Consider the following 25,559-nt stretch of genomic DNA (forward strand, 5'->3'; position numbering starts at 1 on the left):
ACATGACATCGAGCACCTTCCGCATCGGCGGAGAAATCGACGTACGACGGCTCGGATTCGGGGCCATGCGCCTGCCGACCGAGGCGGGAGCGGCGAGGGAATCCGGCATCGCGGTGGCACGTCGGGCCGTCGAACTCGGCGTCACGCTCATCGACACGGCGTACATGTACGGGTGGGGCGCCAACGAGGACCTTCTCGTCGAAGCGCTCTACCCCTATCCGGACGACCTGCTCATCGCCACCAAGGTAGCCATCGAGCGCCCGGGTCCCGGCGAGGAGATATCGGTCAACGGCCGTCCGGAGTTCCTGCGTGAGCAGGTCGAGCAGGCCCTGCGCAGGCTGCGCGTCGACCGGATCGGGCTGCTCCAGATGCACCGGCTCGACCCGATGGTGCCGCTCGCCGATCAGCTCGGCACGCTGCGGGAGTTCCAACTCGACGGCAGGATCGGCCATATCGGCCTCTCCGAGGTGACGGTCGCCGAGCTCGAAGAGGCGCGGCGGATCGTCGACGTGGCGAGCGTGCAGAACCGCTACAACCTGCTCGATCGTGAGCACGAGGCCGTGCTCGACGCCTGTGATGCGGCCGGGATCGCCTTCCTGCCCTGGCGACCCGTCCACCCGGCATCGACGGCGACTTCGACGGCGGCGTCCGAGATCGCGGCCGTGGCTGCTGAACTCGACGCCACCGCGGCGCAGATCGCGCTCGCCTGGCTGCTGGGCCGTTCACCGGTCGTCCTGCCGATCCCGGGCACCGCCTCGATCGGCCACCTCGAAGAGAACGTCGCCGCGGCGAGCCTGCGTCTCAGCGACGAACAGTGGAAGCGACTGGACCGGATCGCGCCTCCCGCCGCTGGATGAGCCGGGTCAGCGCCCGCCCGCCGCCGGGCGGTCGATCCGGTAGAGGTGGTGGGCGCGGTCGTCGATGGGGTTGTCGGGGGCCAGTGACACCTCGGCGACCCGCCGCAGGCCCGCCTTCTCCAGCGTCCGCCAGGACGCGAGATTGCCCGCGTGTACGGGGACGAGGACCGTGGTGGCTTCGGGATGGTCCGGCCAGGTGGCCTGGACGACCGCCTGGATCATGCGCGTGCCGAGCCCCCGGCCGACCAGCGGCGGGTCCCCGATCAGGTAGTCGATGGACATGGCCCCTTCGGGTACCTCGAACTGGCCCGCCAACTCGGCGGCGTATTCCGGGTAGTCGGCGAAGCGGTAGCGCTGGACGAGGCCGAAGGGTTCGCCGTCCAGCAGCATGAGCAGGTCCTCCGACGGCTCCTCTCCGCGCGCCGCCGGGCCGAAGTCGCGCGCCACCGCCTCGGGTGAGGTCTCGTGGTTCCACCAGCGCGCTACGTGCGGCTGCTCCAGCCATCGCCGCAGCAAGGGGAAGTCCGGTTCGTCGAGTCGACGCCAGCTGATCATCGGGTCACCTCGCAGGGTTTCCACCTCAACCTCCGTACGTAGCCTCGGACTCACCGAGCACCGCGGTGAAATCGTCGGCGAGCCGCGCCGCGTCCGCCGCCTCCAGCGTGGCCGTCGTAATCCGTACGGCGGTCGGTGTGGCGATGCGGAACCGCGCGCCCGCTGCCACCCACCACCCGCACGAGCGCAGCCCGTTGACCACAGCGGACTCGTCCCGCACCGGCACCCATACGTTCAGGCCGCTCGCCCCGTGCGCCGGAATCCCGCGCCGCGCGAGCTCCTCGATCAGCGTCTTGCGCCGCTCGGCGTAGATACGCCCGGCGCGGCCCACCAGCGCCAGCGCGGCGGGATCGGTCATCGTACGCTCGATCGTCTCCTGCAGTACGTGGCTCACCCACCCCGAAGTGAGCAGCATCCGCCCTTCGTGCCTGGCCAGCGTGGTGGCGTCGCACGCGAGTGCCGCCCATCGCAGGTCGATGCCCAGATGCTTGGACACCGTGCGCACTTGGGCCCAGCGCCCAAGCCTGCCGGTCGCCAGAGACGGCAGAGGTGACAGAGGCGGCAGAGAAGCCGGAGACGCCGGAGAGTGCGCGGCGGCTCCCGCGATCTCGGCGTTGTGGTCGTCCTCGACGACCAGCACCTCGGGAAAGCCGCCTAGGACATCGAGCAGTGCGTTCCGCCGCTCCTGTGAGAAGCAGCCGCCCACCGGGTTCTGCCCCCGCGGGCTGCACACCACGGCCCTGGCCCCCGCGCGCAGCGCACCGCGCAGCGCCTCAGGCCTGATGCCCTCGTCGTCCACCGCCACCGGCACCATACGCAGCCCCAACGCCGGTACGAGGTCGAGGAGATGGTGGAAGCCGGGGTCCTCCACGGCCACCGCGTCGCCCGGCTTCAGCTCGACCGACAGGAGCCGCGCCATGCAGTCCAGTGCCCCATGGGCGAAGGTCACATGCGCGTCCGGCACCCCGTCCCGCGCGAACCACCGCCGGGCCAGCTCCTCAAGGCCCGCGAGGCGCGGCGACGCGCGGTGCGAACCGTTGACGGGGTCCACCCGCTCGGGCGGCAGCAGTACTGGCAACAGCGCCGGGTCCGGATGCCCGCCCGCCAGATCGCGCACCCCCTGCGGCACCTTCGGCGGCCTGCGTGACCCGACGGCCGGCGTCCGCGCCACGACGGTTCCGCCGCGCCCGCGGGTCACCACGATGCCGCGCTGCCGGAGTTCCTTGTAGGCCGTCGCCACTGTCCCGGCGCCGACGCCGAGTTCATCGGCGAGCCTGCGCACGGGAGGCAGCGCTTCGCCCGGCTCCAAAGCGCCCTCGGCCACGGCTTGTTCGACCGACGAGGTAATGCCCTTGGCGGTCGTGCCACTGATCGCATATTGTGCTGCCACGTAACACATTATGTACCGATACAAAAGACCAGTCAAGCCAAGGGGGAGCGGTGAGCCCAAGCCGCGGTCGGGCCGCGCTGTACGCACGCATACCAGGGGGCCTCGACGGCCGACGCATGCTCTGGATCGCCCTGATCAACAAGGCGGGGACCGGTCTCTGGATGGGGGCGGCCGCCCTCTACTTCACTCTGGTCACCGGGCTCTCCGTCACCGAAGTCGGCGTACTCATGGGCGTCTCGGGTGCCGTCGGCATCGCGGGCGCGCCGCTCGCGGGCCATCTCGCCGACCGGTTCCCCGTCACCCGCGTCCTCATCGGAGCCCAACTCCAGCAAGCCGTGGCCCTGTTGGCGCTGCTCACGACGGACAGCTTCTCGCTGCTCCTGCTGTACTCGGCCGTCAGCAGTCTCGCCGACCGCGGTGCCAACGTCCTCACCAAGCTGTACGCCGCCCGTATCGCGGGCCCGGACCGAACCAAGTACCAGGCCGTGCAGCGCACCGTCTCCAACGCGGGCTGGGCCATCGGCGGCCTGGCCGGCGCGCTCGCCCTCGCCGTCGGCACCACCCACGCCTACCAGGCGCTGCTCGTCGGCAACGTCGTCAGCTTCGTCGCCGCCGCGCTCCTCACCCTGCGCTGTGCCGAACCGCCCTCCCCGTCCCGGGTGGTCACCGACTCGACGGTCGCCGCCGCCGCGACCCGGCCGTCCAGTCCCTGGCGCGACCGCCCCTACCTGCTCTTCACCGCCACCGAGGCGGCACTCTTCCTCGACGACGCGGTGCTCCAGGTCGGTATGCCCCTCTGGATCGTCCACGCCACCGACGCCCCGCACGGTCTCGCGCCGCTGCTCATGGTCCTCAACTGCGTCCTGGTCGTCTGCTGCCAGGTCCCGCTCTCCCGCTTCGGCCGCACCCCGGACAAGGCGCGTGCACTTCTTGTGCCCCTCGCCGCCTGCTTCGTCATCGGCTGCGCCGCCATGACGGCGTCGGTGGCCGGCGGCACCGGGCTCGCCGTCGCCGCCCTCACGGTCGCGGCGATCGCCTTCACCTTCGCGGAGATACTCCACGCGATCGCGTCCTGGGAACTGTCCATCGCGCTCGCCCCCGACGACGCCCAAGGCGCCTACCTCGGAGTGCACGGTCTGTCCTCGTCCGCCCAGCGCAGCGGGGGACCGCTCCTGGTCACGGCCGTGATCGCCGCGGGCCACCTGGCGTGGCCGCTGCTCGGCGCGGGGGTGATCGCGACCGTCGTGGCGCAGAGCCGTCTCGTACGAAGGCGACTGCCCCGGCAGGGCGGACCGGCGCACCCGCGCGGTGCGCCGACCCGTCGCGGCCGGCGCACCGCTTCGTAGCGGTCAACGCCCGGGCGGGACGTGGCCTCAGCGGCCGAGGCGGATGCGGTGCGCCTGGTCCTGGCCCTCGGGTCCGGTGCCGGACTTGTCGACCACGTACGCCGTGCCGCCCGCCACGCCGACGTGGTTGGGGTTGGCGCCGGTGGTCAGGGTCTCGACGACCGCGCCCTTGACGGGGTCGACGACGGTGACGTTGCCGGGGGTCCGGTTGGCGACCAGGACGCGGCCCGAACGCCGGTCGGTGGCGACGGACAGGGCGCCCGCGCCGGTCGCGACGGACTTCGTGACGGTGCCCTTGGCCAGGTCGACGACGGAGAGCCCGCCGGCGGCCTGGTCCGCGGTGTAGGCGGTGCGGCCGTCCTTGGAGAGCGCGACCGAGATCGGTCCGTCGCCGGTCGGGATGAGGCGGGGGCTCTCGCTTTTCGGGGTGATCTCGATGATCTGGTCGCCCGCGAGGTCGGCGGCGTACGTGGCGCCGGTCCGCTCGTTCACCGCGAGGCCTGCGGGGCTCGACCCCTCGACCGTGACGCGCTTCTTCTCCTTGAAGGTGCGGGTGTCGAAGGCGACGACGGTGCCGTCGCCGAAGCTGCTCGCCCAGGCGAGGTTGTGCCTGGTGTCCACGACGACCTCGCGGGCGTGGTTCACGCCGGGCAGTGAGGCGAGGTGCTTGCCGGTGCGCTGGTCGTACACGGCGACGGAGTTGTCGCGGGTGTTCGTCGTCCAGACGGTGTTGTGCTCGTCGTCGACGGCGACTCCGTAGACGGCCTCGACGGCGCCGGTCCCGGCGTCGGTGGTCGGCGGTGTGTAGCTCGCCTTGACCTTCAGGGTGCGCGGATCGACCTTCAGCAGGCTGGAGTTGGTGACCGGAGGACGGCCCACCGAGGAGGTGGCCCACAGTACGTGGTTCCGCTCGGAGTACGCGGACTGGTAGAGCCCCTTCACGAGCGGCGCGGACTCGACGGTCGAGCCGGACGCTTTGCCGGAGTGCTGACCGGGCTGCGCGGTCGCGGTGCCGGTCACGGTCAGCGCGCTGCCCGCGGCGAGGGCCACGGCGACTGCGGCGGTACGACGGATACGGCGGGTGAGTGAGGTCATGCTGCGTCGATCTCCTTGACAGAGGCGCCCCTGGGGAGAGGCGATCGCTTCACAACTTAGCTTAGGCTTACCTAAGTAACATACCGTCAATTGTGTGGCGCCCGCCACAGTCGCCCCCGCGTCCCCTAGGGGAACGACGGGGGTAAACCCCAGACCGCATAGGCCAGTTGGCGGGATGTGGCGGCCTGGAAGGTTCGACGAGGATCTTCCACATGACGAAGATCAAGCGAAACGCGGCCCTACTCGCGGCCTCCGCGGCGGTCCTCAGCCTCACCGCGCCCCTGGCCGCGACGGCCGCGCCCCTCTCGGCTCCCCCGTCCCTCGACTGGAAGCAGTGCGAGGGCAAGGGGGTCGACCCCCGCCAGCAGTGCGCGACCGTAGAAGTCCCCATGGACTACGCCGACCCCAAGGGCAAGCAGATCGGCATCGCCGTCTCCCGCATCCCCAGCGAGAACCCCGAAGCACGCCGCGGCGCACTGCTCCTCATCCCCGGCGGGCCCGGCGGCAGCGGCATCGACAACCCCTCGGGCAAGGGTCAGAAGTTGCCGCAGGCGGTCCGGGACGCCTACGACCTGATCGGCTTCGACCCCCGGGGCCTCGGCCGCTCGACCCGGGCCGACTGCGGCTTCGAACACGCCGACCTCGCCACGTCGAGACTGCGCCCCTGGCCAGCCGCCGACGGTTCCATCGCCGGCAACATGGCGACGGCGCAGCGGATGTCGGACGCCTGCGCACGCAACGGCGGCGACCTCGTCCGCCACATCAGCACCGTCAACGAGGCCCGCGACATCGACCGCGTCCGGGCGGCGCTCGGCGAACGGAAGGTCTCCGCGTGGGCCGTCTCGTACGGGACGTACGTCGGCGCGGTCTACGGGCAGCTGTTCCCGCACCGCACCGACCGCGTCGTCCTGGACAGCAACGACGATCCCGACCACACCACGGTCTCCCGCGGCTGGATCGGCGCGCACGAGAGAGGGGTCGAGGACACCTTCCCGGAATTCGCCAAGTGGGCCTCGGCGCCCGGCAATCCGGACCGCCTGGCCCGGACGGCGGCCGAGGTGCGCCCGCTCTTCCTGCGGCTTGCCGCCGAACTCGACCGCGAGCCGATCGCCTGGCCCGGCGCCAACCCCGCCGAGCTCAACGGCAACGTACTGCGCCAGACCCTGCTCAACACGCTCTACGACCCCGACGCCTTCCCCGACCTGGCCAAGCTGATCCTGGCCGCCCAGAAGGGCACGGTCCCGCCCGCGCCGCCGGCACCGCCGGAGTCGGTGCTGCAGAACGCCGTCGCGGTGGGCTCCGCGGTCCTCTGCAACGACATCGAGTGGCCCAGGTCGGCAGCGGCGTACGAGAAGGGGGTCGCCGAGAGCCGGGCCGCGTACCCGCTGACCGCGGGGATGCCGAGGAACGCGCTGCTGTGTGCTGCCTGGCCCCACCGGCCGAAGGAAGCTCCGGTACGCATCACCGACCGGGGCCCGTCGAACATCCTCCTCGTCCAGAACGAACGCGACCCGGCGACCCCGCTGAGCGGCGCCCTGAAGCTCCGCGACGCGCTGGGCAAGCGCGCCACCATGGTCACGGTCGACTCCACCGGCCACGACGCCTACCTCGCCAACGGCAACGCGTGCGGCGACCGAACTGTCTCCCACTACTTGGCGACGGGGGAACGGCCCGGCCGGGACACCTACTGCGACATGGGGGGCACTTCGGGGGTCGGGTAGGTCACGGCAGCAATGGTGACCGACAGCCTGAAGGAGCGCATGAGGGCCGAATCCGGTGAACAGAACAGGCATCGAGTTGAACATCCACAAGCACTCTCGATCACCATGAGCGGCCGCTGAGTCAGCTTCCTGTCGCTTTGCGCGGAGATGCTCCAACGTGCGGTACGGGCCGCTACCGTGTGGCCCGCACTTGTTCCCGTCGGGCCCTTTGGCCCTGGAGGTGAGAGATGGCGGCTGCCGGCTCGGCATCGGTCGGCACGATCCCGGTCCAGAACCTCCGGCCGGGCGACCACGCGTTCGTCAGCTACGCCGACGACGATGCGGGCCGTGACGTGGTGTCCGCCTTCGCATGGGCGGGGCTGGTGAAGAAGGAGAAGGTGATGGTCTTCGCCGCTCCGGACCTGGACGAGGACGAGGTCTGGAACCGGCTTGACGCCCCGGGTGCCCTGATCGGCGCCGCTCGCGAGCACGGTCAGCTTGTGCTCAGCAGCATGCGCGCCCTCATCCACCCCCAGGACGGGTTCACCCCGCAACGGCAGTGGGAGCGCATCACCGAGGAGACCGACCGCGCCCTGGCCGAGGGCTACAGCGGGCTGCGCACCTATATCGACATGCACTGGGTGGGGGACCTGGACGCCGATGTCGGGGTGATGATGCACCGTGAGTCCCACGCCGAGCATCTCTTCACCGGCCGCCCCTACACCGAGATCTGCGCCTACGACTGCCGCTGGTTCGAGCCCGCGGTCCTGGAGGCCATGCACCAGGCCCACCCCTGCCGGCTGCTGCCCCGTCTGGGCGCCCTGCACGCGGAACAGACGGAGGGCATGGTGCAGTTGGCCGGCGAGGCGGACCTGGCCACCAGGGAGCAGTTCATCGGCGCCGTGCGTGAGGCGCTCAGGCGCAGCGAGGATTCCAGGCTTCTGGTCGTGGACCTGTCCGGCCTCATCTTCCTCGGCGTCGCCTGCGCGTTCGACCTGCTGCGGCTGGTCCTCACCCATGCGCACGGCCCGGTCCAGGTCCACTGTCCACCGACCCCGGCCCGCATACTGCGGCAAGCAGGCGCGGACCAGGTGCCGGACCTCGTCATCAGCGAGGTGGAGCACTGATGACGACTACGCCAGGGCACCCCGAGGTCCCGCCCGTCACCCTGCTGGAATCCCGCTTCACCCAGGACGACCTGCCCAGGCTGCGGATGCTCGTCGAGCAGTACGCCGGTCACCAAGGGCTGCCCGAACTGCGCCGAGGCGAGTTCATCGTGGCCCTGGACGCCGTCGCGGTCAACGCCATCGAGCACGCGGGCGGCAGCGGCACGCTCGTCCTGCAGCGCGTCAACGGCCAGCTGTCCTGCCATATCCATGACCGGGGCCCGGGCTTCAGCTCCAGCGTCATCCCTACGCTGGCTCCCGGACTCGAAGGTCATGGAGGCGGTCGCGGGCTGTGGCTCGCCGAGATGCTCACGGACGAGCTGACCATCGACGCGGGGCCCGGCGGATCGAGGGTGACCCTGACCGTGCGACTGCCCCTGTAGCGGCAGTCACCCGTGAGGCGCGCGCCCACGCCTGGGGGCGCGCCGTTCTCCCGTCACCGGCGCCGCAGTTCGACGGTGTAGTTGGTCCGCGTGGACGGCCTGCCATCGGGGCTCGTCCACTGGTGTTCATGGGTGTCGCAGACCAGTACGTCCCACTCTCCGGCCGGCAGGTCGAGCGATGCCAGGACCTTCTGGGGGCTGGGGAAGTCCACGTCGGGGTGCGGCTCGGTCTCCTCGGCGGGGAAGCCCATGTGGCCGACGATCAGCAGGATGCCGCCCGGCGTGACGGCCGCGGCGGCGTCGCGCAGGATCCGCTCGCGCGGCATCTCGTGCAGGGAGTGCAGGAACTGGGCGGAGACCAGGTCGTAGGTGCCGGCCGGGAAGGACGTACCGAGATCGTGGTGCTGCCAGTCGACGCGGTCGGCGACCTGCGCCTGGGCCGCGTGCTCGGCCGCGCGGTCCAGCGCGACGCGGGAGATGTCGGTGGCGGTGACGCGCCAGCCCTGCCGGGCCAGCCAGATCGCGTCGCCCCCCTCTCCGCACCCCAGGTCAAGGGCGGTGCCCGGTGTCAGGTGCTCGGTCTCACGGACGAGTGCGGCGTTGGGCTCGCCGCTCCACAGACGGCCGCTCTGGTTGTAGCGCTCGTCCCAGAACGCCTCGGCGGACGCGGAGGCCGTGCCGGTGGCGTGGTCGGCGTGGGTGGTGCTCTGGTCGCTCATGTGGGCTCCTTCTGCTCAGCGCCCACCCTGCGCCCGGCCACGGCGGCTTGACAAAGATATTTGCCGCCATGGCAAATGGAGGGATGAGCGACTACGACCTCACGCAGGTGCTGACCTCCGTCGGCCCCCGGCTGCGGGCGCTGCGCAAGGCCCGGGGCGGCACCCTGGCCCGGCTCAGCGAGGAGACGGGGATCTCCCTCAGCACGCTCTCCCGCCTGGAGGCCGGACAGCGCGAGCCGACCCTGAAGCTCCTCCTGCCGCTGGCCAAGGCGTACGGCGTACCGCTCGACGAACTCGTCGGAGCACCGCAGACCGGCGACCCGCGCATCCATCCGCGGCCGTTCATGCGCCACGGCCACACCTGGATCCCCCTGACCAGGCACCTCGGCGGCATGCACGCCTACAAGCAGGTCCTGCCGGTCACCAAGGTCACCAAGACCGACCGGCCCGCCACGCGCCCCGAGCAAGGCATGCACGAGGGCTACGAATGGCTCTATGTCCTCTCCGGGCGCCTGCTGCTCGCCCTGGGCGACCACGACCTCGTCCTCACCGCGGGCGAAGCCGCCGAGTTCGACACCCGCACCCCCCACGGCCTCGCCAACGCGGGCGATCACCCCGTCGAGTTCCTCGCCCTGTACGGGCCCCAGGGCGAGCGCATGCACGTACGCGCCAGACCAGGCGGAGGCGGAGGCGAACGCGAAGACGGGTCGAGCAGCGGGGGATGACCTGGAACGCGACAGTATGCGAGTACCGACCCTAAGGATCAGCACGCCATGGAAGAAGCAGCCGCCGCGCCCGTCATCCTGAGCAACGAACCCGGTTCTTTCCCGAGAAGCGTGCTCGCCGAACGACACCCCGCGCTCATCAAGAAGGTACGTGACGCCTTCCCCTACGGCCCCCGAGAGCATCGCGCGCTCGACGCCCTCCTGAAGCAGGCCACCGAGGGCGTCATCGAACCGCTGGGCCCCGGCGCGCACGACCGGCATCAGTGGGAGGAGTGGGGGCGCGACTACTTCGGCATGTCCTGGTTCGATGTCCCCTTCCTGTGGGCGGAGAGCTACTTCTACCGCCAACTCCTGTCCGCCGTCGGATACTTCGAGCCCGGTCCCTGGCAGGGGATCGACCCGTTCCGGCCGTTCAAGCAGGCGGAACTCCACACCGCGGAGGCCGACGAGGAGCTTGCCGCCCTTGACCCGCTCGCCCGGCGGCCCGTCGACGAGCAAGGCCAGGCGCTGCTCCTCGGCTCGCTGTGGGGCAACCGCGCGGACCTGGGCTTCAGCATCGCCGCACACGGCGACGCAGCCGATGCCGTCGACGCCCGCCTCGTCGCCGACGACTCCGAGGCGCTGTGGTCGCTGCTGCCCGAGCGCGGTGCGGCCACGCTCTGCCTGGTCGCGGACAACGCAGGGCGTGAACTCCTGCCCGACCTCATCCTCATCGACCACCTCCTGCGCCATCAGCGCGCCGGGCGAGCCGTCCTGCACGTCAAGCCGTACCCGTACTACGTCTCGGATGCCATGACCGCCGACGTCGTCGACTGCCTGCGCCGTCTGAGCGGCGCGCGGGGCGCCGCGGCAGAGGTGGGCGAGCGCCTGTGGTCGGCCATGGGTACCGGGCGTCTCACGCTGCGTAGCCACGCCTTCTCGTGCGCCCCTCTGCCGTACGCGGAGATGCCCGACGACCTGCGCCAGGACTTCGCCGACGCCGACGTGACCGTCGTGAAGGGCGACCTGAACTACCGGCGCCTGGTCGGCGACCAACTGTGGCCCGCCACCACGCCGTTCGCCGAACGCACCGCGTACTTCCCGGGACCCGTGGCCGCGCTGCGGACGCTGAAGTCCGACGTGATCGTGGGACTCGACGAGCGGACCGAGGCGAAACTCGTCGCCGCACACGGCCACGCCTGGAAGACAAGCGGCACCCACGCCTTGATCCAGACGCGGCGGTGACAGGGAGTCCGCGCGAAAGTCCTTTGCCTTTCACTTCCCTCCTCGTTATCGTTTTCAACGTCCTGTTGTCTCCGATAGAGGTGGACGTTGCGCATCTGAGGTTCGCGATCATCGCGCCGTACGGCCCTCGCCGTACGCCCGTCACGCCGCAGCCGGCCTTGCCGTGCCGCCCGTGACCCCGCGTGGATGCGACCTCGGTGCATGAGCCGTCCCTCTTTCTTCCGGACAGCCGCACCCCTATTCCGGCTCGGTCGCCGCGTGGTGCTCGCATACGAAGCCCCCCGATCACTGCGCTTACGACTGCGAGAATCACCATGTCCACACCCACCACACCCGCGGCCTCGCTGACCTGCTCCGCCCTGTCCTTCCAGTGGCCGGACGGCACGAGCGTCTTCGACGGCCTTTCCCTCGGCTTCGGCCGGGGCCGCACCGGACTCGTCGGTACCAACGGCACCGGCAAGTCCACGCTGCTGCGCCTCCTCGCCGGTCGGCTCCGCCCGTCCCAGGGGTCGGTGACCGTCGGCGGCAGCCTCGCCTACCTGCCGCAGAACATCACCCTCGACACGACCCTGCGCGTCGAGGCGGCCCTGGGCATCGCCGAACGGCGCGCCGCGCTGCGGGCCATCGAATCCGGTGACGTACGCGAACAGCACTTCGAGACGATCGGCGACGACTGGGACGTCGAGGAACGAGCCCTGGCTACCCTCGGTTCGCTCGGGCTCGGCGACGTCGAACTCGACCGCACCGTGGGGCAGTTGTCCGGCGGGGAGACCGTTCTGCTGCGCCTGGCCGCGCTGCTCCTCGAACGCCCGGACGTCCTCCTCCTCGACGAACCGACCAACAACCTCGACCTGTTCGCACGCCGCAGGCTCTACGAAGCGGTCGACTCCTGGCGCAGCGGAGTCCTGGTCGTGGTCAGCCACGACCTCGAACTCCTTGAGCGCGTCGACCGCATCGCCGAACTGCGCGCCGGATCGGTGAGCTGGTACGGCGGCGGCTGGTCCGCCTACGAGGAAGCGCTGGCCACCGAGCAGGAAGCGGCAGGGCGGATGCTGCGGTCAGCGGAGGCGGACGTACGCCGCCAGAAGCGGGAACTGGAGGAGGCGCAGGTGAAGGTGGCCCGCCGCCGGCGCCACAGCAAGAAGATGGACGCCCAGCGGCGCGCCCCGCGCATCGTCGCGGGCGAGAAGAAGCGGTCCGCGCAGGAGTCGGGGGACAAGCTCCGCGGGCTGCAGGAGGATCGGCTCAGCGAAGCGCGCGAGCGGCGCGAGGAGGCCGCGGACGCCATCCGCGACGACGCCGAGATCCGCGTCAGCCTCCCGCACACCGCCGTGCCCGCGGGCCGCACCGTGCTGACCCTGGACGAGCTGCGCCCGCGGTACGGCAAGCTCCGCGAGGGCAGCCTGCATGTGCGGGGGCCCGAACGGATCGCTCTCGTCGGACGCAACGGCGCCGGGAAGACGACGCTGCTGCGCACCCTCACCGGCGAGTTGGCCCCACTGTCCGGCGAGGTCAAGACGTCCGTGCCGCTGCGGTTCCTGCCGCAGCGCCTGGACGTCCTCGACGAGGAGCTGAGCGTCGCGGCGAACGTGGCCCGGCTGGCTCCCGGTCTCACCGACAACCACATCCGGTCCCAGCTCGCGCGCTTCCTCTTCAAGGGGGCACGCGCAGAGCAGCCGGCGGGCACCCTCTCGGGCGGCGAACGCTTCCGCGCCGCGCTGGCGGCGGTGATGCTCGCCGCTCCCGCCCCCCAACTGCTGATGCTGGACGAGCCGACCAACAACCTCGACCTGGCCAGTGTGCGCCAACTGAAAGGCGCCCTCCAGTCGTACGAGGGCGCCCTCCTGATCGCCGGCCACGACCTGGCCTTCCTGGAATCGGTCGGCGTCACCCGCTGGGTGTTCGTGGCGGAGGAACTCGAGGAGACGACCCTGGAGGAGGTCCGCGACCTCCTCCAGGCGCCTTCCACCGGCTGAGGCTCCGTGCGGTCAGTCGTGCAGGGCCACCAGGACGACGGCCGCCGAGACGGCGCCGAGTGCCACGGCCGCGATGCCGTGGGAGAGGCGGTGCCCGCGCGGGACCGGCAGGAGGTGGTCAAGGGCGAGCCTGCCGGGTCCGGCGAGGGCCAGGCTCACGGCACCCGCGAGCAGGACCAGGTCGTACTCGATGCCGCTGGGGTTGAAGAAGCCGTTGCCCCACTTCATGGCGATGGCGTTGAGCATGACGCCGACGACGCCCGCCCCGGCGAGCGGGGTGAGCAGACCGACGGCGAGGCCGAGGCCGCCGAGCGTCTCGGTGAGCCCGGCGACCGTGGCCATCGTCTTCGGGGCCGAGTAGCCGTCGCTCGCGAAGAACCCGGCGGTGCCGTCGAGGCCGGCGCCGTTGAACCAGCCGAAGAGCTTCTGGCCGCCGTGGACGGCCATCGTCAGGCCGATCGCGCAGCGCAGCAGCAGGAGCCCGATGTCGGTGCCGGACCGCGAGGAGGCGAGAGGGGAGGTGTCGCCCTCCGGGGAGGCGGTGGGCGTACGCGTGGAAATGGACATGCGGATCTCTCCTGTGGATCGGTGAAGGTGACGTGGTGCTGCCGACCGGTCCTGTCGGCGGGGATGCGGGTGGAGAGATCCCGTCTACGTTCTGATGACCTGGGTTCTGTAGAGGTCCACGGAGGTCGCGTCCGCGGGAGACGCCCCGGGCAGTGCGGGGACGTCCTCCCGCGGTGCGTACGGCGCCGGGGCCGGGACGAAGGCGGCCGAGCCGGTGCGCTCGGGAGCGGGCAACACCCCGCCCGGGGCCCTGCTCCCACCCTCGTGACAGCCACGGCCGCCGTCGCGTGCCCCCTCTCGCACCGCGTCACGGCTGTCGGCGTACGGCCCGAGGACGACCGTGGCCGCGCCGCGGTCTTGGGATGCCGTCGCGGCAGCGGTGCCGGAGGGAACTTCGATGCCGAGCAAGGGCACGAGGAAGAGGAAGGCCATGGCGAGGAGAGCCGTGCATGTCGCACCGCCCTGGGGTCGCGTCTCCCGTGTGGCCATGTCCGACCGATGGTAGGGCAGGGGCGGGAGCGCGCGTGAGGTTGTTGCCGGGCAGCTCCCGGTGCGCAGACAGCAGCTCCCGGCCGCGGGCCCTGAGCCCAGGCAGGAAGGCAGCAGGGCAGGCGCACGCCAGCAGGATTGATCACGTCCCGCCTGGTCACATGCTTTCCGTGGCACTGGGCAGGGGAGACGAGCGGCGGCGGGCTGCGACGTCGGCCGGTTCCGGCGGCGTGACCTCCGCCCCGCCCCTCCCCGCGATCCCGAGGAATGGATGACGGCACGGCCTGTGCCGGGCGCTTTGTATCCTCGGCAGGCAGCGCCGACAACGTAAGGACACACCATGACCACCGAGCTGAGCCCCGACGCCCTGACCGGTCTCCTCGAGCGGGCCCGCCAGGACTACGAGGAGCTCGCGGGACGAGGGCTCTCGCTCGACCTCACGCGCGGAAAGCCGGCCCCCGAGCAGCTGGACCTCTCCGAGGAGCTGCTGAGCCTGCCGGGCGGGCGGTACACCTCCGCCGACGGCACCGACGTACGCAACTACGGCGGTCTGCAGGGATTGGTGGAGCTCCGGGAGATCTTCGCCGATGTGCTGCAGGTGCCGGCCGGGCAGCTGCTCGCGCTCGGCAACTCCAGCCTTGAGCTGATGCACGACTGCCTCGTGCACGCCCTGCTGAGCGTGGTGCCGGGGGCCGAGTCGCGCTGGGTCGAGCAGGAGCGGATCGCGTTCCTGTGCCCGGTTCCGGGTTACGACCGGCACTTCGCGCTCTGTCAGCGGTTCGGGATCGACATGATCCCGGTGCCGATGACCGCCGAGGGCCCGGACATGGACGTCGTGGAGCGGCTCGTCGCCGAGAACCCGGCGGTCAAGGGCATCTGGTGCGTCCCGAAGTACAGCAACCCGGACGGGGTCTGCTACAGCGACGCGACCGTGGCGCGCCTTGCCTCGATGCAGGCCGCGGCGCCCGATTTCCGGATCTTCTGGGACAACGCGTACGCCGCCCACCACCTCACCGACCAGCCCGTCGAGATCGCCGACCTGCTCGGCGCCTGCGCGGAGGCGGGGAACGAGGACCGCGCCTTCGTCTTCGGCTCCACCTCGAAGATCACGGCGGCGGGTGCCGGTGTCGCCTTCTTCGGCTCATCGCCCGCGAACGTGAAGTGGCTCCTCGCCAACAACGCCAAGCGGTCGATCGGCCCGGACAAGATCAACCAGCTGCGGCACGTGCTGTTCCTGCGGGACGCCGACGGGGTGCGGGCCCACATGGAGCGCCAGCGCGCCCTGCTCCAGCCGAAGTTCGAGGCCGTGGCCCGGATCCTGGAGGCGGAGCTCGGTGGTACCGGGCTCGCCCGGTGGACCGACCCCAAGGGCGGTTACTTCGTCACCCTCGAAGTGGCCGAGGGCTGCGCCAAGGAGGTCGTACGCCGTGCCGCCGAGGCGGGCATCGTGCTGACCCCGGCCGGCGCGACCCACCCGTACGGCAATGACCCGCGCGACGCGACCATCCGGATCGCGCCCAGCTACCCGAGCCTCGCGGAGCTCGAACAGGCCATCAAGGGGCTCACCACGTGCGTGCGGCTCGTGGGGTACGAGCAGCGGGTCGGCTAGTCCAGGACAGAGTGGCGGGTGATGCCCGTACCGATGACGGCAGCCGTCATCGGTACGGGCATCACTTCTGCGGCATCACTCCTCCGGCTCGGCCGCCACAATGCCCAGGAGCCCGGGAAACCGCCGCTCCAGATCCGCCCGGCGCAGGCTTGCCATCCGGCTGTTGCCACGGGCGACCTGCTGGATCAGCCCGGCCTCGCGCAGTGCGCGGAAGTGGTGCGTGACGGTCGCCTTGGAGACCGGCAGCGCGAACGAGCTGCATGTCCGTGCCGTGCCGCCGAACTGAAAGAGCTTCTGCTCTCGTTCGTCGAGCCGACGCGGGAGGAGCCCGGTTGCCTGGAGTACCACTTCCACGAGGACCGGAACGAGCCCGGCGTCTTCGTCTTCTACGAGGCCTGGCGCTCCCAGGCCGACCTCGACGCGCATCTTGCCCTGCCGCACATGCGAGCCTTCTGGGAGACGCGGATGGATTACCTGGAGTCCGACCTCGCCATCCGCTTCCTCACCATGCACAGCCCTTACGGGTCCGCCGCCTGAGGCGAGGCCGAAGGCGGTGAGGCAGTAGGCGGCCACGCGGGACGGTGGGCCCGCGGCAAGGACAGCAGGGCCTGGCCCACGGTGGGGTAGCGGGGGAAGAACTCCGTGCTGCCGGTCAGCGCAAGGAGCTTTTCGAGATGGCGGCCGGCTCCCGCGAGGAGAAGCCGACCCTCGCGGCGCCGCAGCAACCACCGCACCCCCAGCAGGCAGTTGAGCCCACGGGAATCGCAGAACACCAGGGCCGTCACATCGAGCACCAGGTGACGATGGCCCGCGAGGACGGACCCGCCGAGCGTGCGCAGGAAGTACGTCTCGCCGCTCGCGTCGAGCGCACCGCTCACGCGGAGCACGGCGCATTCGCCGCAACTCGCGAGCTCGTTGATGGTCAGGCGTTGGTTCCGCGTCGACACTGGGCCTCCCTCTGGCATCGAACGGAAGGCCGTTGCGTAGCGCTGCGGTGTGGTCCCGCCGCGAAAGGCCTTCAAGTCGACCAGCCGCGGTCGCGGGAGCCGATGGCTCTCCTCCAGCACGTCGGCCAATTCCTGAGTGCCCAGGCTTCGCGGGTCGAACCGGACCGCCGGCATTTCGGCATCGACATCCCGGACGAGGCCCTGATGCCCCTCTCCCGGGACGCCGGGCGGTCCGGCCCGTCGCGCGGTGAGTCCCGCGGATCAGCGGATCATCTGCGCCGCATCCGCGGGTCTCTAGACAGGCGTCGGGAACGCGAACCGTACGCCGGTCAGCCGCTCCGACACCTCCCACAAGCGGCGGCCGGTCCCCGGATCCGTCGCCGTGGGGGAGAGCCGGGCCTTCCCCGGTGCGCCGCGCAGCTCGGCCAGGCCGCCCGGGCCGATGAACTCGCCGCCCTCCAGCGTCGGTTCGGTCGCCGCGTACAGCTGTGACAGTGCGCCGTTCGCCGGGCTCTGGGCGAAGAGCGGATTGCCGATGCGGCCGAGGACCACTCGCCACAGGCCGATGGGGGCGCCCATCTGGAGGTTGGTGGCGGTGTAGCCGGGGTGGGCGAGCACGCTGCGTACCGGACTGCCGGACTCGGCGAGCCTTCGGTGCAGTTCCTGGCCGAAGACGGCGTTGGCGAGCTTGGACTGGTTGTAGAAGCCCATCGGCTTGTAGCCGTTCTCGCCGTTCAGGTCGTCGAAGTGGAGCTTCCCCTGCCGGTGGTTGACCGAACTCACCGTCACCACACGCGGGTCGCTCCCGGCGGCCAGCAGGTCGAGCAGCAGGCCCGTGAGCGCGAAGTGGCCGAGGTGATTGCAGGCGAACTGCGACTCGTGGCCCTGGGCGCTCAGCGTACGAGGCGGCGCCATCACGCCCGCGTTGTTGATGAGTACGTCGAGCCGCGGATGGTCGGCGCGCAGGTCGTCGGCGAAGCCCCGTACCGAGTCGAGGTCGGCCAGGTCGAGACGGCGCACTTCGAGGTCGGCGGCCGGGTGTTCGGCGGTGATCTCCGTGACCGCCCGGCGCCCCTTGGCCTCGTCGCGTACCGCGAGGATCACGTGCCCGCCCCGGGCGGCCAGCGCCCTGGTGGTCGCGAGACCGAGGCCGCTGTTGGCTCCGGTGACGACGAACACCCGCTTGGTCTGGTCCGGGATCTGGTCGGCTGTCCAGCGCTGTTGCTGCGTCATGCGGCATATGTTGTCGCCCGTGGCACTCAGTGTCAAGAAGATCCTGAGTGCCACGGGAGGCAGTGTGTAGCGGGCGCGCATGTATCCTGGCCCCGTGAGTTCCCGCCCCGAAGTGACCATGGCCGAGCGCAAACGGCGGCTCGTCTCGAACGAGTTGACCGAAGCGGCGCTGCAACTCCTCGCCCAGAAGGGGTTCGACGCGGTCACCATCGACGAGATCGTGACCAGCGCCGGGGTCTCGCGGCGGACGTTCTTCCGGTACTTCGCGTCGAAGGAGGACGTGGTCGTCCAGTTCCTTGCCGACATGGGAACCGGCATCCACGCGGAGCTGACGGCCCGCCCCGCCATGGAGCGGCCATCCGTGGCGCTGCGGCACGCCGTGTGGGTTCCCCTCGCCGCCTGCGGCGACCACGCCGAGCGGGTGTTGCCCGTGGTGCGGCTGATTCTGCGCACCCCGGCCCTGCGCGCACGCTTCCTTGAGCGGCAGGCGCAGTGGCGCGACGATCTGACGGGGGAGGTGGCGCACCGCCTGGGGCTCGACGCGGACAGTGAGATGTATCCGCGGCTGGCCGCCGGGATGGCGCTGACCGCCTTCGACGCCGTGCTGCAGCGGTGGAGCGACAGTGACGGCGCGGAGGATCCCGCCGAGCTGACCGACCGGGCCTTCGCCGTCATCGCACCGGCGCTGGACGCCGAGCGGCACTGAGCGGTCGCGTCGCGGTGAGGTTCGCTGCGGTCCGGCCACGCCCTGAAGAGGTGCGGGGCTCTGAGGGGCGCTTGGCTCCGCGGGCCGATGCGGAGGGGCGGTGGCGTCCCTGCCGGGCCTCGGCTGGCATCATCGAGGGATGTCTGACTTGATCATCGCCGCCTGTGACGGAGCCGCGAAGAAGAATCCTGGCCCCGCCGCCTGGGCCTGGGTGGTCGCCGACGCCGACGAGCGCCCGCAGCGCTGGGAGGCCGGGCCGCTCGGCGACACGACCAACAACGTGGCCGAACTGACCGCGCTCGCCGAGCTGTTGGAGTCCACGGACCCGGGACTTCCGCTGGAGGTCCGGATGGACAGCCAGTACGCGATGAACGCCGTCACCAAGTGGATCGCGTCCTGGAAGCGGAACGGCTGGCTGACCGCGGCGAAGAAGCCGGTCGCCAACAAGGAACTCGTCGTACGCATCGACGCGCTTCTGCAGGGCCGCGCGGTGACCTTCCGGCACGTGGCCGCCCACCAGGTGGACGGCGACCACCTCAACGCGATCGCCGACGTCGCGGCCAGCGACGCCGCCACGACGCAGCAGCCCGCGGGCACCGCGCACGGGGCGCTGACGATCCCGGAGCCGCGGCCCGAGCGCATGACGGCCCCGGCCGCGGCCCGGCCGCGCAAGAGCTCCACCGGTAAGGCGGCCAAGGGGTCCTCGACCGCGGTCATCAAGGCCAAGTTCCCCGGCCGCTGCCACTGCCAGAAGCCCTATGCCGCCGGAGAGAAGATCGCGAAGAACGCGCACGGCTGGGGACACGTGGAGTGCCGGGACGCCTGATTCCCGTGGCGCTCGCCGCCTCGAACTACCTCACCAGCCAGCACAATTGGCCTGTACGCTCAGAAGATCCTTGCAGACCGGGGCCGGGCGCACCCTGCTCGCCGCGTACGGCCCCGGACGGACACGTACTGGAGCCACGGATGACCGCAGAAGACGCCGACGTCCTCATCGACACCAGCAAGCCGCACCCGGCGCGTGTCTACGACTGGCTTCTGGGCGGCAAGGACAACTACCTGGTTGATCAGGCGATGGGCGAGAAGCTGCCGGCCGAGGCGCGCGCGAACGCGGCGCGGAACCGGGCGTTCATGCACCGCGCCGCCGCCTGGCTTGCCGACAACGGTGTCACCCAGTTCCTCGACATCGGCACGGGCATCCCCACCGCGCCGAACCTCCACCAGATCGTCCAGGCGATCGCGCCGAGTTCCCGGGTCGTGTACGCGGACAACGACCCCATCGTGCTGCGGCACGCCGAAGCGTTGCTGGTCAGCAGCCCGGAAGGCGCCACGGACTATGTGCAGGCGGACGTACGTAGGCCTGGAGCGATCCTCGACCACGCCCGGGAGCTGCTGGACTTCGACCGGCCGATCGCACTCTCCCTCATCGCGCTGATGCACTTCATCACCGACGAGGAGGACCCCTACGGCCTCACGCGCACCCTGGTGAACGCTCTGCCCTCCGGCAGCTATCTGGTGCTGTCCCACGGCACCACCGATGAGCACCCGGAGCTCGCGGATTCCGTCACCGACACCTACAAGAAGGGCCAGGTGCCGTTGAGGATGCGTTCTCGCGCGGAGGTCGAGCCCTTCTTCGAAGGGCTTGATCTTGTCGATCCCGGCCTGGTGACGGCGACGCACTGGTACAAGGACTCGCCTGTCCCCGACTCCGAGTTGAGCGGCTTCTATGTGGCGGTCGCCCGCGTCCCCTGAGGCCTGACGCGGGCACCGCGAGTCAGGGGACGGTCAGGAGAACACGACCGACCGGAGCTGCAACCGCTCGCCCGCGCCCCCGGTGGAGGGCCGCAACATGAAGTTGTCGCCGGAGCAGTCCGCGTTGGTGAACACCGTCGCGAAGGCGTCGGTGCGGTTCCTGGGGGAGTGCGCGGGCGGTTGGGTGTACTCCTGGGCCGCCTCGGCGAGCGTGATGCACTCCCCGTTCGCCGGGTCGTGCAGCGTGGCCTGCTCCTCGTCGCCGCTGCTGTCGATGTACGTATAGCTGAAGTCGCCCTCGGCGGCGTACGCGGAGCCGGGCACGGTGAGGATCAGTACGGCGGCGCCGGCCGCGGCGGCCAGTGAGTGACGAAGGCGCATGGAGGGATTCCTTACCTGGTGAGCTGGTTACGGCGGTTGAACGGAATGCGGCATTCCCGGCCTCACCAGCGGTGATACCTGAATCCACGGAGAGTCGGCGCCAAAACGATCCGCCTTCACCCGTTCGGCCCCGTTCGGCCCCGCTCGGCCTCGGTCAAGAGGATTCAGCAAGCACGCAAACAGAACGCAAGAATTGCACTATTCTTGCGTGCATGACGCGACGACTTGCTCAAGTGGCTCGGAAGGTCGGGGTCAGTGAGGCCACGGTCAGCCGGGTGCTCAACAACAAGCCCGGGGTGTCCGAGGCGACCCGGCAGTCCGTGCTCTCCGCCCTGGACGTGCTGGGGTACGAACGGCCGACCCAGCTGCGCGGGGAGCGGGCCAGGCTCGTCGGTCTCGTCCTGCCCGAGCTGCAGAACCCGATCTTCCCGGCGTTCGCGGAGGTGATCGGCGGAGCGCTCGCCCAGCAGGGGCTGACCCCCGTGCTGTGCACGCAGACCAAGGGCGGGGTCTCCGAGGCCGACTACGTCGAGTTGCTGCTGCAACAGCAGGTGTCCGGTGTCGTCTTCGCCGGGGGGCTTTACGCGCAGGCGGACGCCCCGCACGGGCACTACAAGCGGCTCGCGGCGCGCAAGATCCCGGTGGTTCTCGTCAACGCGGCCATCGAGAGGCTCGGTTTCCCCGCCGTCTCCTGCGACGACGCGGTCGCCGTCGAGCAGGCCTGGCGTCACCTCTCCTCGCTCGGCCACCGCCGCATCGGCCTGGTGCTCGGCCCCGCCGACCACATGCCATCGCAGCGCAAGCTCGCCGCCGCCCGCGCCATCGCCGAGAAGGCGGGCACCGAGCTGCCCGATGAACACGTCGTACGTGGGATGTTCTCGATCGAGGGCGGTCAGGCCGCCGCCGCGCGCCTCTTGGACGCCGGCGTCACCGGCATCGTCTGCGCCAGCGACCCCCTCGCCCTCGGCGCGATCCGCGCCGCGCGCCGTCGCGGATTCGGCGTCCCGCACGATGTCTCGGTGGTCGGCTATGACGACTCGGCGTTCATGACCTGCACCGAACCCCCGCTGACCACGGTGCGCCAGCCCATCGAGGCCATGGGCCGCGCCGCGGTCGAGCTGCTCACCCTGCAGATCGGGGGAAGCGCCGTGCCCACGGAAGAGCTGCTCTTCGAGCCGGAGTTGGTGGTGCGCAGCTCGACCGGACAGCCGCCGCGGCCCTCGCAGGGGTAGAGAGCCGGGTCGGTCGGCTGCGGTAGGTGACTGCTGCCGCCCTGCTGTCAATTTATTGCAATCATCGCGCGAGATATTGCGCTGGTCTGTGGACGGTGCTTGAGTGAGCGCCGCCACACAGTCCGCGCAGCTGTGGGCTTCCTGCTCCTGCCATGCCGTCCCTGCCCACCCGGGCAGGTGGCACTGTCCAAAGGGGTCCACCGATGAGCAGCTCCGGAATGCCGTACCTCTCACGTATCCGCCGCCGTACGGCAACCGTCGCCGTCGCCTCCGCGCTCGCCCTCACTGCCCTCGCCGCCTGCGGCACCAGCAGCAGCGACGACGGTGACTCCGACGGGGACAACAGCGGCAACGCGGCCAACGCCGCCGCCCCGCTGGACCCGAAGGCCAAGGTGACGCTCACCATCGACTGCATGCCGCCGGCCGCCGAGAAGGCCGAGCTCAAGCAGTGGAAGGAGGACGTCAAGGCGTTCAGCGCGAAGTATCCGAACGTCACGATCAAGGGGAAGCAGACCGACCCCTGCCTGGAGCCTCCCCGCTTCACGGCGATGCTGAAGGCGAAGTCCCAACCGGACGTCTTCTACACCTACTTCACCGACCTTCAGCAGGTCATGGACAACGACGGCGCCCAGGACATCAGCGCGTACGTCAACGACAAGTCCGTCCCGGCGCTGAAGGACATGGATCCGAACGTCCTCGACGTCCTGAAGAAGGACGGCAAGCTCTATGGCCTGCCCTACAGCAACTACACGATGGGCCTGCTGATCAACCGCAAGCTCTTCGAGAAGGCCGGACTCGACCCCAACTCGCCCCCGACCACCTGGGCGGAGGTCCGTACGGCCGCCAAGAAGATCGCCGCACTCGGCGACGGCGTCTCGGGCTTCGGCGAGTACAGCGCCGGCAACAACGGCGGCTGGCACTTCACCGCCACCACCTACGGTCTCGGCGGCGACATCGTGAACGAGGACGGCACCAAGGCCGCCTTCAACAACGACACCGGCAAACAGGTGGTCGACAACCTGAAGGCCATGCGCTGGGACGACGACAGCATGGGCAAGACCCAGCTCCTGAAGTGGGGCGACCTGCAGAAGCAGATGGCCGCCGACAAGCTCGGCATGTTCCTCGCCGCGCCCGACGACATCACGTACATGGTGCAGAACCTCGGCGCGAAGTACGACGACTTCGGGATGGGCCCGATACCCGGCCAGAAGGCGACCCTCTTCGGCGGCAACGACTACATGATCAAGAAGGGCAGTTCGCCCGACCAGATCAAGGCCGCGATCGCCTGGATCAACTTCAAGTTCCTCACCGTCGGCAAGGGCCAGTTCGACTGGGCCCGCTCCAAGGCCGACGGACTGCCGGTGGGCCTGCCGCAGCCGAACTTCTGGACCGGTGACAGCAGGGCGAAGGACGACAAGGCCCGCGCGGCGAGTTCGACGATGCCCGTGGAGAACTTCAAGGCCTTCACCGACAAGCCGGTCACCGGCAAGGCCGAGCCGCCCAAGGCCCAGGAGATCTACAAGGTGCTCGACACCCTGATGTCGGCCGTGCTCACCAACAAGGACGCCGACGCGGACAAGCTCCTCAAGACCGCCGAACAACAGGTCAACCAGGTCCTGGCCAACCAGTGATGTCCGCACCCACCCTCCCCAAGAACGAGACCCGGCCGTCCCCGCGGACGGATGGCCGGGCCCGGCCCGAACGCGCCGCGTTCCGCCAGGCACTCAAGCGCAACCTGACCGCGCACGGCTTCCTGATCGGGGCCATCCTGTGCTTCGCGCTCTTCTCCTGGTATCCGATGGTCAGGGAATTCATCCTGGCCTTCCAGAAGACGGAGAACGGCGAGACGGTCTGGGCGGGCTGGTCCAACCTCACCTACATCTTCAACGACCCGGCCTTCTGGCAGGCGTGGCGCAACACCCTCCTGTTCACCGCGCTCGCGCTGCTCCTCGGTTTCGCCGTCCCCTTCGCCATCGCCCTCGTACTCAATGAATTCCGGCACGGTCGCGGCTACTTGAGGCTGCTCGTCTACCTCCCGGTGATGCTGCCACCGGTGGCATCCGTCCTGCTCTTCAAGTACTTCTACGACCCCGGATACGGCCTCTTCAACCGCATCCTGGAAGCCGTAGGACTGCCGGGACAGGACTGGCTGCAGAGCACCGACACCGCGATGATCTCCGTCGTCATCGCCGCCACCTGGATGAACATGGGCGGCGCGACGCTGATCTACCTGGCCGCGCTGCAGTCCATCCCGGGGGAGCTGTACGAGGCGGCCGAGCTGGACGGTGCCGGGGTCCTCCGCAGGATCTGGCACGTCACCATCCCGCAGACCCGGCTGATCCTCTCGCTGATGCTGCTCCTGCAGATCATCGCCACCATGCAGGTCTTCGTGGAGCCGTTCCTGCTCACCGGCGGCGCGGGCCCCGAGGGCGCGACGCTGACCGTCGTCCACCTCATCTACCAGTACGCGTTCACCTTCAACAACTACGGCAGCGCCGCCGCGCTCGGCCTGGTCCTGCTCGTACTGCTCGCCGGTTTCTCGGCCGCGTACGCGCGACTCAGCCGCGCCGGCAGCGAAGACTAGCCGGGGGAGACGACGGACATGAGCACACGCACCCTGATCTCCCCGGCCCAACTGGCCCGTCCACGCGGCAAGTTCCTCTACCGGAGCTCCTTCACCCTGGTGACGGTCGTCTTCACGCTGGTCTTCATCGGCCCGCTGTACTGGATGGTCACCAGCGGCCTCAAGTCACCACAGGAATTCGCCCAGACCCCGCCGACACTCGTCCCCGACGCCGTCCATCCGCAGAACTACGCGGACGCCTGGGGTGTGATGGACCTGGCCAAGCTCCTCTTCAACACCCTCTACTACGCGTTCGGCGCACTCGCCTTCCAGTTGATCTTCGACGTCGCCGCCGCCTACTCGCTCTCCAAACTGCGGCCCGTGTTCGGCAAGGCGATCCTCGGGGCGATGCTGCTCACGCTGATGATCCCGGCCACCGTCCTCGTCGTGCCGCAGTATCTGACCGTCCTGGACGTGCCGATCGTGGAGCGCAACCTCATCAACTCGCCCTGGGCGATCTGGCTCCCCTCGGTCACCAACGCCTTCAACATCTTCCTGCTCAAGCGGTTCTTCGACTCCATCCCGCGCGAGCTCCTCGACGCCGCCGCCATCGACGGCGCCTCCTCCCTGCGCACCCTGCGCTCCGTGGTCCTGCCGCTCTCCCGGCCGATCCTCGGCGTCGTGTCGATCTTCGCGGTGGTCGCGGTCTGGAAGGACTTCCTCTGGCCGATGCTCACCCTGCCCGACCCCGGCAAACAGACGGTCAACGTCGGCATCTACTCCCTGGCCGCCAGCGTCTCCGAGAACTGGCTCCTGGCCGCCCTCGCCATCGCCTCACTGCCGACCCTGATCATCTTCCTGATCTTCCAGCGCAACATCATGAGCGGCCTGACCGCCGGCAGCCTCAAGGGCTGACCCCGGGCCCACCACGCGCACCCCGTCTC

Annotated in this window: 27 protein-coding genes; 17 read left to right on the plus strand and 10 right to left on the minus strand. The window is 70.1% G+C overall.

Features of this window, described 5'->3' with window-relative positions:
- Positions 1-2 precede the first annotated feature (2 nt).
- Positions 3-857, plus strand: coding sequence for an aldo/keto reductase (locus ACGFX9_RS23185; RefSeq protein ID WP_393475013.1), 855 nt, complete (start codon positions 3-5; stop codon positions 855-857).
- A 6-nt stretch (positions 858-863) separates the two neighbouring features.
- Here ACGFX9_RS23185 and ACGFX9_RS23190 read toward each other — a convergent pair whose 3' ends face one another.
- A complete protein-coding gene (locus ACGFX9_RS23190) occupies positions 864-1,412 on the minus strand; it encodes a GNAT family N-acetyltransferase (protein ID WP_393475414.1) in 549 nt (182 codons plus the stop codon).
- 25 nt (positions 1,413-1,437) lie between these two features.
- Positions 1,438-2,802 carry an aminotransferase class I/II-fold pyridoxal phosphate-dependent enzyme gene (locus ACGFX9_RS23195; protein WP_393475016.1) on the minus strand — a complete coding sequence of 455 codons (1,365 nt, stop codon included), beginning with the start codon at positions 2,800-2,802 and terminating at the stop codon, positions 1,438-1,440.
- 50 nt (positions 2,803-2,852) lie between these two features.
- Between ACGFX9_RS23195 and ACGFX9_RS23200 the strand changes: the two genes are divergently transcribed.
- On the plus strand, positions 2,853-4,148 hold the full coding sequence (locus tag ACGFX9_RS23200; RefSeq protein ID WP_393475019.1) for an MFS transporter: 1,296 nt from the start codon (positions 2,853-2,855) through the stop codon (positions 4,146-4,148).
- Positions 4,149-4,175: 27 nt separating this feature from the next.
- Here the strand turns inward: ACGFX9_RS23200 and ACGFX9_RS23205 are convergent, their stop codons facing one another.
- A complete protein-coding gene (locus ACGFX9_RS23205) occupies positions 4,176-5,243 on the minus strand; it encodes a YncE family protein (protein WP_393475022.1) in 1,068 nt (355 codons plus the stop codon).
- 212 nt (positions 5,244-5,455) lie between these two features.
- Between ACGFX9_RS23205 and ACGFX9_RS23210 the strand changes: the two genes are divergently transcribed.
- The 3 genes from ACGFX9_RS23210 to ACGFX9_RS23220 all read left to right on the plus strand — a co-directional run bounded on the left by ACGFX9_RS23210 (position 5,456) and on the right by ACGFX9_RS23220 (position 8,492).
- On the plus strand, positions 5,456-6,964 hold the full coding sequence (locus ACGFX9_RS23210) for an alpha/beta hydrolase (protein WP_393475025.1): 1,509 nt from the start codon (positions 5,456-5,458) through the stop codon (positions 6,962-6,964).
- A gap of 227 nt (positions 6,965-7,191) precedes the next feature.
- Positions 7,192-8,070 (plus strand): MEDS domain-containing protein, encoded by an 879-nt coding sequence (locus ACGFX9_RS23215; RefSeq protein ID WP_393475028.1) that lies wholly within the window; start codon positions 7,192-7,194, stop codon positions 8,068-8,070.
- A complete protein-coding gene (locus tag ACGFX9_RS23220; protein ID WP_393475031.1) occupies positions 8,070-8,492 on the plus strand; it encodes an ATP-binding protein in 423 nt (140 codons plus the stop codon). The genes ACGFX9_RS23215 and ACGFX9_RS23220 overlap by 1 nt, the downstream gene beginning before the upstream one ends.
- A gap of 53 nt (positions 8,493-8,545) precedes the next feature.
- Here ACGFX9_RS23220 and ACGFX9_RS23225 read toward each other — a convergent pair whose 3' ends face one another.
- Positions 8,546-9,211 (minus strand): class I SAM-dependent methyltransferase, encoded by a 666-nt coding sequence (locus tag ACGFX9_RS23225; RefSeq protein WP_393475034.1) that lies wholly within the window; start codon positions 9,209-9,211, stop codon positions 8,546-8,548.
- Positions 9,212-9,294: 83 nt separating this feature from the next.
- On the opposite strand from ACGFX9_RS23225, the gene ACGFX9_RS23230 reads away from it, so the two are divergent.
- The 3 genes from ACGFX9_RS23230 to ACGFX9_RS23240 all read left to right on the plus strand — a co-directional run bounded on the left by ACGFX9_RS23230 (position 9,295) and on the right by ACGFX9_RS23240 (position 13,136).
- Complete coding sequence (locus tag ACGFX9_RS23230; protein WP_393475415.1) at positions 9,295-9,936, plus strand: helix-turn-helix domain-containing protein; 642 nt, start codon at positions 9,295-9,297, stop codon at positions 9,934-9,936.
- A 48-nt stretch (positions 9,937-9,984) separates the two neighbouring features.
- Entirely contained in the window at positions 9,985-11,160 is a 1,176-nt protein-coding gene (locus tag ACGFX9_RS23235; protein WP_393475037.1) for a damage-control phosphatase ARMT1 family protein, read from the plus strand.
- Between the two features lie 314 nt (positions 11,161-11,474).
- Complete coding sequence (locus ACGFX9_RS23240) at positions 11,475-13,136, plus strand: ABC-F family ATP-binding cassette domain-containing protein (RefSeq protein WP_393475040.1); 1,662 nt, start codon at positions 11,475-11,477, stop codon at positions 13,134-13,136.
- A gap of 12 nt (positions 13,137-13,148) precedes the next feature.
- On the opposite strand, the gene ACGFX9_RS23245 is transcribed toward ACGFX9_RS23240, so the two are convergent.
- Positions 13,149-13,703 (minus strand): DoxX family protein, encoded by a 555-nt coding sequence (locus ACGFX9_RS23245; protein ID WP_393475042.1) that lies wholly within the window; start codon positions 13,701-13,703, stop codon positions 13,149-13,151.
- 84 nt (positions 13,704-13,787) lie between these two features.
- A complete protein-coding gene (locus ACGFX9_RS23250; protein ID WP_393475045.1) occupies positions 13,788-14,192 on the minus strand; it encodes a hypothetical protein in 405 nt (134 codons plus the stop codon).
- Positions 14,193-14,532: 340 nt separating this feature from the next.
- Here ACGFX9_RS23250 and ACGFX9_RS23255 point away from each other — a divergent pair, with 340 nt between their 5' ends.
- On the plus strand, positions 14,533-15,801 hold the full coding sequence (locus ACGFX9_RS23255; protein WP_393475048.1) for an aminotransferase: 1,269 nt from the start codon (positions 14,533-14,535) through the stop codon (positions 15,799-15,801).
- Positions 15,802-15,876: 75 nt separating this feature from the next.
- On the opposite strand, the gene ACGFX9_RS23260 is transcribed toward ACGFX9_RS23255, so the two are convergent.
- Entirely contained in the window at positions 15,877-16,155 is a 279-nt protein-coding gene (locus ACGFX9_RS23260; protein WP_393475051.1) for an ArsR/SmtB family transcription factor, read from the minus strand.
- On the opposite strand from ACGFX9_RS23260, the gene ACGFX9_RS23265 reads away from it, so the two are divergent.
- On the plus strand, positions 16,096-16,338 hold the full coding sequence (locus tag ACGFX9_RS23265; RefSeq protein ID WP_393475417.1) for a putative quinol monooxygenase: 243 nt from the start codon (positions 16,096-16,098) through the stop codon (positions 16,336-16,338). The two genes, ACGFX9_RS23260 and ACGFX9_RS23265, sit on opposite strands and share 60 nt — an antisense overlap.
- On the opposite strand, the gene ACGFX9_RS23270 is transcribed toward ACGFX9_RS23265, so the two are convergent.
- Positions 16,320-16,748: an STAS domain-containing protein gene (locus tag ACGFX9_RS23270; protein ID WP_393475054.1), complete on the minus strand. Its 429-nt coding sequence runs from the start codon at positions 16,746-16,748 to the stop codon at positions 16,320-16,322. The genes ACGFX9_RS23265 and ACGFX9_RS23270 overlap by 19 nt on opposite strands.
- A gap of 294 nt (positions 16,749-17,042) precedes the next feature.
- Entirely contained in the window at positions 17,043-17,981 is a 939-nt protein-coding gene (locus ACGFX9_RS23275; protein WP_393475057.1) for an oxidoreductase, read from the minus strand.
- A gap of 79 nt (positions 17,982-18,060) precedes the next feature.
- Here ACGFX9_RS23275 and ACGFX9_RS23280 point away from each other — a divergent pair, with 79 nt between their 5' ends.
- The 3 genes from ACGFX9_RS23280 to ACGFX9_RS23290 all read left to right on the plus strand — a co-directional run bounded on the left by ACGFX9_RS23280 (position 18,061) and on the right by ACGFX9_RS23290 (position 20,439).
- Positions 18,061-18,687, plus strand: a complete 627-nt coding sequence (locus tag ACGFX9_RS23280; protein ID WP_393475060.1) for a TetR family transcriptional regulator — start codon at positions 18,061-18,063, stop codon at positions 18,685-18,687.
- A 139-nt stretch (positions 18,688-18,826) separates the two neighbouring features.
- Positions 18,827-19,513 carry a ribonuclease H gene (locus tag ACGFX9_RS23285; protein ID WP_393475063.1) on the plus strand — a complete coding sequence of 229 codons (687 nt, stop codon included), beginning with the start codon at positions 18,827-18,829 and terminating at the stop codon, positions 19,511-19,513.
- 140 nt (positions 19,514-19,653) lie between these two features.
- Positions 19,654-20,439 carry an SAM-dependent methyltransferase gene (locus ACGFX9_RS23290; protein ID WP_393475066.1) on the plus strand — a complete coding sequence of 262 codons (786 nt, stop codon included), beginning with the start codon at positions 19,654-19,656 and terminating at the stop codon, positions 20,437-20,439.
- 33 nt (positions 20,440-20,472) lie between these two features.
- Here ACGFX9_RS23290 and ACGFX9_RS23295 read toward each other — a convergent pair whose 3' ends face one another.
- A complete protein-coding gene (locus tag ACGFX9_RS23295; RefSeq protein ID WP_393475069.1) occupies positions 20,473-20,820 on the minus strand; it encodes a hypothetical protein in 348 nt (115 codons plus the stop codon).
- Between the two features lie 212 nt (positions 20,821-21,032).
- On the opposite strand from ACGFX9_RS23295, the gene ACGFX9_RS23300 reads away from it, so the two are divergent.
- From ACGFX9_RS23300 to ACGFX9_RS23315, 4 genes are all read left to right on the plus strand, one after another.
- The gene (locus ACGFX9_RS23300; RefSeq protein WP_393475072.1) at positions 21,033-22,052 is read left to right on the plus strand and encodes a LacI family DNA-binding transcriptional regulator; all 1,020 of its coding nucleotides are present in this window, start codon (positions 21,033-21,035) and stop codon (positions 22,050-22,052) included.
- Between the two features lie 203 nt (positions 22,053-22,255).
- Entirely contained in the window at positions 22,256-23,683 is a 1,428-nt protein-coding gene (locus ACGFX9_RS23305) for an extracellular solute-binding protein (RefSeq protein WP_393475075.1), read from the plus strand.
- Positions 23,683-24,636, plus strand: coding sequence for a carbohydrate ABC transporter permease (locus ACGFX9_RS23310; RefSeq protein WP_393475077.1), 954 nt, complete (start codon positions 23,683-23,685; stop codon positions 24,634-24,636). The genes ACGFX9_RS23305 and ACGFX9_RS23310 overlap by 1 nt, the downstream gene beginning before the upstream one ends.
- 18 nt (positions 24,637-24,654) lie before the next feature.
- On the plus strand, positions 24,655-25,530 hold the full coding sequence (locus tag ACGFX9_RS23315; RefSeq protein WP_393475080.1) for a carbohydrate ABC transporter permease: 876 nt from the start codon (positions 24,655-24,657) through the stop codon (positions 25,528-25,530).
- Positions 25,531-25,559 lie beyond the last annotated feature (29 nt).

The organism is Streptomyces sp. NPDC048436 (assembly GCF_043200355.1).
Taxonomy (GTDB): Bacteria; Actinomycetota; Actinomycetes; order Streptomycetales; family Streptomycetaceae; genus Streptomyces.

Excerpts from the sequence above, each read along its gene's own strand:
- ACGFX9_RS23185 (WP_393475013.1), top strand. The coding sequence starts at position 3 with ATGACATCGAGCACCTTCCGCATCGGCGGAGAAATCGACGTACGACGG.
- ACGFX9_RS23190 (WP_393475414.1), bottom strand. The coding sequence starts at position 1,412 with ATGATCAGCTGGCGTCGACTCGACGAACCGGACTTCCCCTTGCTGCGG.
- ACGFX9_RS23205 (WP_393475022.1), bottom strand. The coding sequence starts at position 5,243 with ATGACCTCACTCACCCGCCGTATCCGTCGTACCGCCGCAGTCGCCGTG.
- ACGFX9_RS23210 (WP_393475025.1), top strand. The coding sequence starts at position 5,456 with ATGACGAAGATCAAGCGAAACGCGGCCCTACTCGCGGCCTCCGCGGCG.
- ACGFX9_RS23215 (WP_393475028.1), top strand. The coding sequence starts at position 7,192 with ATGGCGGCTGCCGGCTCGGCATCGGTCGGCACGATCCCGGTCCAGAAC.
- ACGFX9_RS23220 (WP_393475031.1), top strand. The coding sequence starts at position 8,070 with ATGACGACTACGCCAGGGCACCCCGAGGTCCCGCCCGTCACCCTGCTG.
- ACGFX9_RS23225 (WP_393475034.1), bottom strand. The coding sequence starts at position 9,211 with ATGAGCGACCAGAGCACCACCCACGCCGACCACGCCACCGGCACGGCC.
- ACGFX9_RS23230 (WP_393475415.1), top strand. The coding sequence starts at position 9,295 with ATGAGCGACTACGACCTCACGCAGGTGCTGACCTCCGTCGGCCCCCGG.
- ACGFX9_RS23235 (WP_393475037.1), top strand. The coding sequence starts at position 9,985 with ATGGAAGAAGCAGCCGCCGCGCCCGTCATCCTGAGCAACGAACCCGGT.
- ACGFX9_RS23240 (WP_393475040.1), top strand. The coding sequence starts at position 11,475 with ATGTCCACACCCACCACACCCGCGGCCTCGCTGACCTGCTCCGCCCTG.
- ACGFX9_RS23245 (WP_393475042.1), bottom strand. The coding sequence starts at position 13,703 with ATGTCCATTTCCACGCGTACGCCCACCGCCTCCCCGGAGGGCGACACC.
- ACGFX9_RS23250 (WP_393475045.1), bottom strand. The coding sequence starts at position 14,192 with ATGGCCACACGGGAGACGCGACCCCAGGGCGGTGCGACATGCACGGCT.
- ACGFX9_RS23255 (WP_393475048.1), top strand. The coding sequence starts at position 14,533 with ATGACCACCGAGCTGAGCCCCGACGCCCTGACCGGTCTCCTCGAGCGG.
- ACGFX9_RS23275 (WP_393475057.1), bottom strand. The coding sequence starts at position 17,981 with ATGACGCAGCAACAGCGCTGGACAGCCGACCAGATCCCGGACCAGACC.
- ACGFX9_RS23280 (WP_393475060.1), top strand. The coding sequence starts at position 18,061 with ATGTATCCTGGCCCCGTGAGTTCCCGCCCCGAAGTGACCATGGCCGAG.
- ACGFX9_RS23285 (WP_393475063.1), top strand. The coding sequence starts at position 18,827 with ATGTCTGACTTGATCATCGCCGCCTGTGACGGAGCCGCGAAGAAGAAT.
- ACGFX9_RS23290 (WP_393475066.1), top strand. The coding sequence starts at position 19,654 with ATGACCGCAGAAGACGCCGACGTCCTCATCGACACCAGCAAGCCGCAC.
- ACGFX9_RS23295 (WP_393475069.1), bottom strand. The coding sequence starts at position 20,820 with ATGCGCCTTCGTCACTCACTGGCCGCCGCGGCCGGCGCCGCCGTACTG.
- ACGFX9_RS23300 (WP_393475072.1), top strand. The coding sequence starts at position 21,033 with ATGACGCGACGACTTGCTCAAGTGGCTCGGAAGGTCGGGGTCAGTGAG.
- ACGFX9_RS23305 (WP_393475075.1), top strand. The coding sequence starts at position 22,256 with ATGAGCAGCTCCGGAATGCCGTACCTCTCACGTATCCGCCGCCGTACG.
- ACGFX9_RS23310 (WP_393475077.1), top strand. The coding sequence starts at position 23,683 with ATGTCCGCACCCACCCTCCCCAAGAACGAGACCCGGCCGTCCCCGCGG.
- ACGFX9_RS23315 (WP_393475080.1), top strand. The coding sequence starts at position 24,655 with ATGAGCACACGCACCCTGATCTCCCCGGCCCAACTGGCCCGTCCACGC.